The organism is Amycolatopsis palatopharyngis (genome assembly GCF_003385185.1).
Taxonomy (GTDB): Bacteria; Actinomycetota; Actinomycetes; order Mycobacteriales; family Pseudonocardiaceae; genus Amycolatopsis; species Amycolatopsis palatopharyngis.
In genome coordinates, this window is record NZ_PQHZ01000035.1 from 59,536 (window position 1) to 66,144 (window position 6,609).

The following is a 6,609-nucleotide window of genomic DNA, read 5'->3' on the forward strand; positions in this document are numbered from 1 at the left end:
CTGCGATGCCCCGCCACTTTCTGCGCGATGACGACCTGACCCCCGACGAGCAGCGTGAGGTGCTCGATCTCGCCGACGAACTCAAGAAGGACCGAGTGGGCAGCGCACCGCTGCGCGGGCGGTCGATCGCCGCGATCTTCGAGAAGAACTCGACCCGGACCCGGCTTTCGTTCGAGGTGGGCATCTCGCAGCTCGGCGCCCAGCCGATCATCGTCGACGGCCGGTCCATGCAACTGGGCAGGGAGGAGACGATCGAGGACACCTCCCGCGTGCTCTCCCGCTATGTCGACGCGGTCGTGTGGCGTACCTTCGCGCAGAAGCGGATGGACGCGATGGCTTCGGTCTCGCGGATTCCGGTGATCAACGCGCTGACCGACGAGTTCCACCCGTGCCAGGTACTGACGGATCTGCAGACCATCCGGGAGCGCAAGGGCACACTCGCCGGGCTGACGCTGGTCTACCTCGGCGACGGTGCCAACAACATGGCGCATTCCCTGCTGCTCGGTGGCACCACGGCGGGTTTGCACGTTCGGGTGGTGGCTCCGGAGGGGTTCCAGCCGGACCAGCAGGTGATGCTGGACGCCAAGCACCGCGCCACCGAGACCGGGGGTAGCGTGGCGGTCTTCACCGACCCGCACGCCGCGGTGGACGGCGCGGATGTGCTGGTCACCGATACCTGGACCTCCATGGGCCAGGAGAACGACGGCAAGGACCGGGTGGGGCCCTTCAAGGCCCTGCAGGTGAACGCCGCACTGCTCGAACGCGCCGCCCCCGGCGCGATCGTGCTGCACTGCCTGCCCGCGCACCGCGGCTGGGAGATCACCGACGAGGTGCTCGACGGGCCCGCGAGCGCGGTCTGGGACGAGGCGGAGAACCGCCTGCACGCCCAGAAGGCGTTGCTGGTGTGGTTGTTCGAGCGGAACGGACATCGAACGGCGGAGGGGTACGGCACCGAGCTCGGTGCAGCCCCGCCGGCGAGTGAGGCGACACGGTCGCGAAGTGACGGCGGGGATCGGCGATGAGCAGGACGTCGAGACAGGCGAGGATCGTCGAACTCGTGTCCACAATGGCTCTGCGGAGTCAGACCGAACTCGCCCGGCTGCTCGCCGCCGATGGGATCGAGGTCACCCAGGCCACCCTGTCGCGGGATCTGGACGAACTCGGCGCGGTCAAACTGCGCGGAGCGGATTCCGGGGCCCCGGTCTATGTCATCCCCGAGGACGGCAGCCCGGTGCGCGGCGTGCAGGGTGGTACCTCAAGGCTGTCCCGGTTGCTCGCCGAGTTGCTCGTCTCGGTGGACGCGGCCGGAAACCTCACGGTACTGCGGACGCCACCCGGTGCGGCGCAGTTCCTGGCCAGCGCGATAGACCGGGCGGCACTGGAAGAGGTCGTCGGCTCGATCGCCGGGGACGACACGGTCGCGGTCATCGCCAGGGAACCGCTGACCGGCAAGGACCTGGCCGAGCGATTCGCCGCGCTGGCGCGGCGGTCATCCACAGAGGACGCCGAAGTCCCTACAGCAGACATTGCAGAAAGTAAGGAGCAAGATGAACACTGAGCGGATTGTGCTCGCCTACTCGGGCGGGCTGGACACCTCCGTCGGGATCGGGTGGATCGCGGAGGAGACCGGAGCCGAGGTCGTGGCCGTGGCCGTCGACCTGGGCCAGGGTGGCGAGGACCTGGAGACCATCCGCAAGCGTGCACTGGACTGTGGCGCCGTGGAGGCCGTCGTGGCCGACGCGCGGGACGAGTTCGCCGACGAGTACTGCCTGCCCGCACTGCAGGCGAACGCGCTCTACATGGACCGCTACCCACTCGTGTCGGCGCTGTCGCGCCCGGTGATCGTCAAGCACCTCGCGGAGGCGGCGAAGTACCACGGCGCGTCCACCGTGGCGCACGGGTGCACCGGCAAGGGCAACGACCAGGTGCGGTTCGAGGTGGGCCTCGGCGCACTCGTGCCCGACCTGAAGGTCATCGCCCCGGTCCGGGACTTCGCCTGGACCCGGGAGAAGGCGATCGCCTACGCCGAGGAGCGCAACCTGCCGATCGACGTGACCAAGAAGTCGCCCTTCTCGGTCGACCAGAACGTGTGGGGCCGTGCCGTGGAGACCGGGTTCCTCGAGGACCTGTGGAACGCGCCGACCAAGGACGTGTACTCCTACACCGAGGACCCGACGGTCAACTGGCAGGCGCCGGACGAGCTGGTGATCACCTTCGACAAGGGCGTCCCGGTGGCCATCGACGGTGAGACCGTCACGGTGCTCGAGGCGATCCAGCAGCTGAACCGCCGCGCCGGGGCGCACGGCATCGGCAGGCTCGACATGGTCGAGGACCGGCTCGTCGGGATCAAGAGCCGCGAGGTCTACGAGGCGCCCGGCGCGATCGCGCTGATCACCGCGCACCAGGAACTGGAGAACGTCACCCTGGAGCGCGATCTGGCCCGGTTCAAGCGGCAGGTCGAGCAGCGCTGGGGCGAGCTGGTCTACGACGGCCTCTGGTTCTCGCCGCTGAAGGACGCGCTGGACGGGTTCATCGCCACGACGCAGGAGCACGTCTCCGGTGAGATCCGGATGGTGCTGCACGGCGGTACGGCGACGGTCAACGGCAGGCGCAGCGAGCAGTCGCTGTACGACTTCAACCTGGCCACCTACGACGAGGGCGACACCTTCGACCAGTCGCTGGCGAAGGGCTTCGTCCAGCTGTGGGGCCTGCCGAGCAAGATCGCCGCGAAGCGCGACCAGAAGAGCTGACCGAGGATGTCCCCAATGCCACATTGGGGACGTTGAAGTTCCCCAATGTGGCATTGGGGACATTCGAGGAGGGACGAGAACACCGTGGGAGAACAGCAGCAGCCGGTGCAGTTGTGGGGCGGGCGGTTCTCCAGCGGCCCGGCGGAGGCGATGGCGGCGTTGAGCGCGTCGACTCACTTCGACTGGCGGCTGGCGCCCTACGACATCGCCGGGTCCAGGGCACACGCCCGGGTGCTCCGTTCCGCGGGCCTGCTCAGTGAAGGTGAACTGACCGACATGCTCACCGCACTGGACGAGCTGGCCGCCGACGTCGACTCGGGCGCGTTCACCCCGACCGTCGCCGACGAGGACGTGCACACCGCACTCGAGCGGGGGCTGCTGGAGCGGGCGGGCACCGAGCTCGGCGGCAAGCTGCGGGCGGGCCGGTCCCGGAACGACCAGGTGGCCACCCTGTTCCGCATGTGGCTGCGGGACGCGGCGCGCCGGGTGGTCGCGGGCGTGCTCGACATCGTCGACGCGCTCGTGGCCCAGGCGAGCAGGCATCCGGACGCGGTGCTGCCGGGACGGACGCACCTGCAGCACGCCCAGCCGGTACTGCTGGCTCACCACCTGCTCGCGCACGCGCAGTCGTTGTTGCGCGACGTCGGCAGGCTGCGGGACTGGGACGCCCGAACCGACGAGTCGCCGTACGGTTCGGGCGCGCTGGCGGGATCCTCCCTCGGTCTCGACCCCCGCGCGGTGGCCGCCGAACTGGGATTCGGTACCTCGGTGGAGAACTCCATCGACGGCACGGCCTCCCGCGACTTCGCCGCCGAGTTCGCGTTCGCCGTGGCGATGCTGGGGGTGAACCTCTCGCGCATCGCCGAAGAGGTGATCATCTGGAACACCGCGGAGTTCGGCTATGTCACGCTCGACGACGCGTGGGCGACGGGCAGCTCGATCATGCCGCAGAAGAAGAACCCCGACGTCGCCGAGCTGACCAGGGGCAAATCCGGCAGGCTGATCGGTAACCTCACCGGACTGCTGGCCACCCTGAAGGCCCAGCCGCTGGCGTACAACCGGGACCTGCAGGAGGACAAGGAGCCGGTCTTCGACTCGGTCGAGCAGCTCGAGCTCCTGTTCCCCGCGATCGCCGGCATGATCGGCACGCTGACCTTCCACACCGACCGGCTCGCCGAGCTGGCGCCAGCCGGCTTCACCCTGGCCACCGACATCGCCGAGTGGCTGGTGCGTGCCGGAGTCCCGTTCCGGGTCGCGCACGAGGCGGCGGGGGAGAGCGTGCGGGTCGCCGAGGCCCGCGGGGTGGGGCTGGACCAGCTCACCGACGAGGAGCTGGCGGCGATCCACCCCACCCTGACCCCGAAGGTGCGTGAGGTGCTGACGGTGGCCGGCTCCGTGGGATCCAGGGACGCGCACGGCGGTACCGCGCCGGCGCGCGTCGCGGAGCAGCGCGACCGGCTGGTGGAGCGCCTCGCGGAACACCGCGCCTGGGCGGCTGGGTAATCTGTCGCTGTCCGGCCAGATTCGAGGAGCGATCGCCATCACTGAGCAAGACAGGGTCTTCTCCCGGGCCGAACTGGCGATCGATCCGATCGACCTGGCGCACCGGCTGCTCGGGTCGGTGCTGGAATCGCGCGGCGAACAGGGCACGGTGCGGATCCGGCTGGCTGAGGTCGAGGCCTACCGCGGGCAGGACGACCCGGCCTCACACTGCTATCGCGGCCGGACCCCACGCAACGACGTCATGTGGGGTCCGGCCGGACATCTCTATGTCTACTTCGTTTACGGCATGCACTTCTGCGCCAACGTCGTCGGCACGACCGACGGGGTACCTGGCGCGGTCCTGTTGCGCGCCGGGGAAGTCCTCTCCGGCGCCGAACTGGTCCGGGCACGGCGTCCCACAGCGCGAGGCGGGGGCGCGGTCGCGAAGGGCCCGGCGGTCCTGACCTCGGCACTCGGTCTCGGCCGCGAGCACAACGGGGTGGATCTCGTCGACCCCGCGTCGCCGGTCCGGCTGCTCGCCGCGCCCGCACTGCCTCCGGAACGGATCCGCAGCGGTCCGAGAGTCGGGGTCGCCGCCGCCGTCGAGGTGCCGTGGCGGTTCTGGATCGACGGCTCACCCGCCGTGTCCGCCTACCGCAGAGGCGGCCGGGTACGCCCCCGGAACTCGGTCGCCTGACCTCCTGCGGGAGTATCTGGGCGTGAGCGAGAACATCCTTGACGAGCTGTCCTGGCGCGGGTTGATCGCGCAGTCCACCGATCTCGACGCGCTCCGCCGCGATCTCGGCGAGGGGCCACTCACCCTGTATGCCGGTTTCGACCCCACGGCGCCCAGCCTGCATGCCGGGCACCTGGTGCAGATGTTGCTGCTGCGACGGTTCCAGGACGCGGGAAACCGGCCGGTCCTGCTGGCGGGTGGTGGCACCGGCCTGATCGGGGATCCGCGCGATGTGGGCGAGCGATCGCTGCACTCCGAGGACACGGTCCGCGAATGGGCAGGCAGGCTGCGCGGGCAGCTGGCCAAGTTCGTCGACTTCGACCATCCGACGGCCCCGCCGATCGAGGTGAACAACCTCGACTGGCTCGGCGGAATGCCGGTGACCACGTTCCTGCGGGATGTGGGCAAGCACTTCTCGGTCAACACGATGCTCGCGAGGGAGACTGTCAAGCGCAGGCTGGACGGTGAGGGCATCTCCTACACCGAGTTCAGCTACATGCTCCTGCAGGCGAACGACTACCGGGAACTGTTCGATCGCTATGGGGTCCGGCTGCAGATCGGCGGCTCCGACCAGTGGGGCAACATCCTGGCCGGTGTCGATCTGATCCGCCGGGTGCACGGTGAGCACGTCCACGCACTGACTGCGCCACTGCTCACCGACTCCGAAGGGCGCAAGATCGGCAAGTCCACCGGGGGCGGCAGCATCTGGCTCGATCCGGAACTGACCTCGCCGTACGCCTGGTACCAGTACTTCCTCAATCTTGGTGACGCCGAGGTCGGCCAGTGTCTGCGGTTGCTCACCTTCCTCTCTCGTGACGAGATCACCGAACTGGAGACGGCGACCCAGGAGCGTCCCGCGGCCCGGCTCGCACAGCGCGCGCTGGCCAAGGAGCTGACGGATCTGGTGCACGGCGAGGACCAGACGCGCCAGGTGATCGCGGCCAGCCAGGCCCTGTTCGGCAGGGGCGAGCTCGCGGAACTGGAGCCGGCCACCCTGAAGGCCGCCATGGCGGAAGTGCCCAACGGCGAGGTGACCCTGGCCGAGGAGCCGACGATCGTCGACCTCCTGCTCGCCGGTGGTCTGGTGGACAGCAAGGGGGCGGCCCGCCGCACGGTGAAGGAGGGCGGGGCCTACGTGAACAACGTGAAGGTGTCCGACGAGAACTGGCGACCAGGCCAGGACGACGCACTGCACGAGGGTTGGCTCGTGGTGCGCAGGGGCAAGCGGAACACCGCCGGGGTGCGCCTGCGCGGGTGAACAGCCCCGGAACAGGGGATGACCTGCGGTTTCGCCGTAAAGGGACCCCCCTGTTTCGAGGGTTCCGGCGACGTGTAATCTTCTCTTTGTCGCCAGGGAGACCGGGTCGGCGGAGCGGGAAAGAGAGCTTCGACGGGACGGGTTACCAGGCGGGGGATCACGAACCAAGCTCCCACGGTGTGGTAGAGTGGATGTTCCTGATCGGGGCCGCTAGGTCACCCCGGAAGAATCGAAAGATTTGACTAGGGTAGGCTGCTGCCTCGGGATAATAACAAGCTTTTCGCGTAGTGGTGTGTTGCTTGAGAACTCAACAGTGTGCTAGTGAACTAAGCCAGTAGAGCTTATGTATGAGAATACCCTTTGTGGGTTTCTTTGAGTGATTG

5 protein-coding genes and 1 pseudogene are annotated in these 6,609 nt (G+C 68.5%); all 6 read left to right on the forward strand.

Annotated features, from left to right (window positions below; translation table 11 throughout):
- Positions 1 to 5: 5 nt before the first annotated feature.
- Positions 6 to 923: pseudogene (argF, locus tag D0C15_RS23640) on the forward strand (ornithine carbamoyltransferase); the annotation flags it as partial.
- Positions 924 to 1,018: 95 nt separating this feature from the next.
- Positions 1,019 to 1,558, forward strand: a complete 540-nt coding sequence (locus D0C15_RS23645; RefSeq protein WP_116049427.1) for an arginine repressor — start codon at positions 1,019 to 1,021, stop codon at positions 1,556 to 1,558.
- A complete protein-coding gene (locus D0C15_RS23650; RefSeq protein ID WP_116049429.1) occupies positions 1,548 to 2,750 on the forward strand; it encodes an argininosuccinate synthase in 1,203 nt (400 codons plus the stop codon). The genes D0C15_RS23645 and D0C15_RS23650 overlap by 11 nt, the downstream gene beginning before the upstream one ends.
- A gap of 84 nt (positions 2,751 to 2,834) precedes the next feature.
- Entirely contained in the window at positions 2,835 to 4,253 is a 1,419-nt protein-coding gene (argH, locus tag D0C15_RS23655) for an argininosuccinate lyase (protein WP_116049432.1), read from the forward strand.
- Between the two features lie 37 nt (positions 4,254 to 4,290).
- The gene (locus tag D0C15_RS23660; protein WP_116049434.1) at positions 4,291 to 4,929 is read left to right on the forward strand and encodes a DNA-3-methyladenine glycosylase; all 639 of its coding nucleotides are present in this window, start codon (positions 4,291 to 4,293) and stop codon (positions 4,927 to 4,929) included.
- 22 nt (positions 4,930 to 4,951) lie between these two features.
- Positions 4,952 to 6,226: a tyrosine--tRNA ligase gene (gene tyrS, locus D0C15_RS23665; RefSeq protein ID WP_116049436.1), complete on the forward strand. Its 1,275-nt coding sequence runs from the start codon at positions 4,952 to 4,954 to the stop codon at positions 6,224 to 6,226.
- Positions 6,227 to 6,609: the final 383 nt, after the last annotated feature.

What these genes read in the sequence shown, in the direction of transcription:
- D0C15_RS23645 (WP_116049427.1), top strand. Translation starts at nt 1,019, where the DNA reads ATGAGCAGGACGTCGAGACAGGCGAGGATCGTCGAACTCGTGTCCACA.
- D0C15_RS23650 (WP_116049429.1), top strand. Translation starts at nt 1,548, where the DNA reads ATGAACACTGAGCGGATTGTGCTCGCCTACTCGGGCGGGCTGGACACC.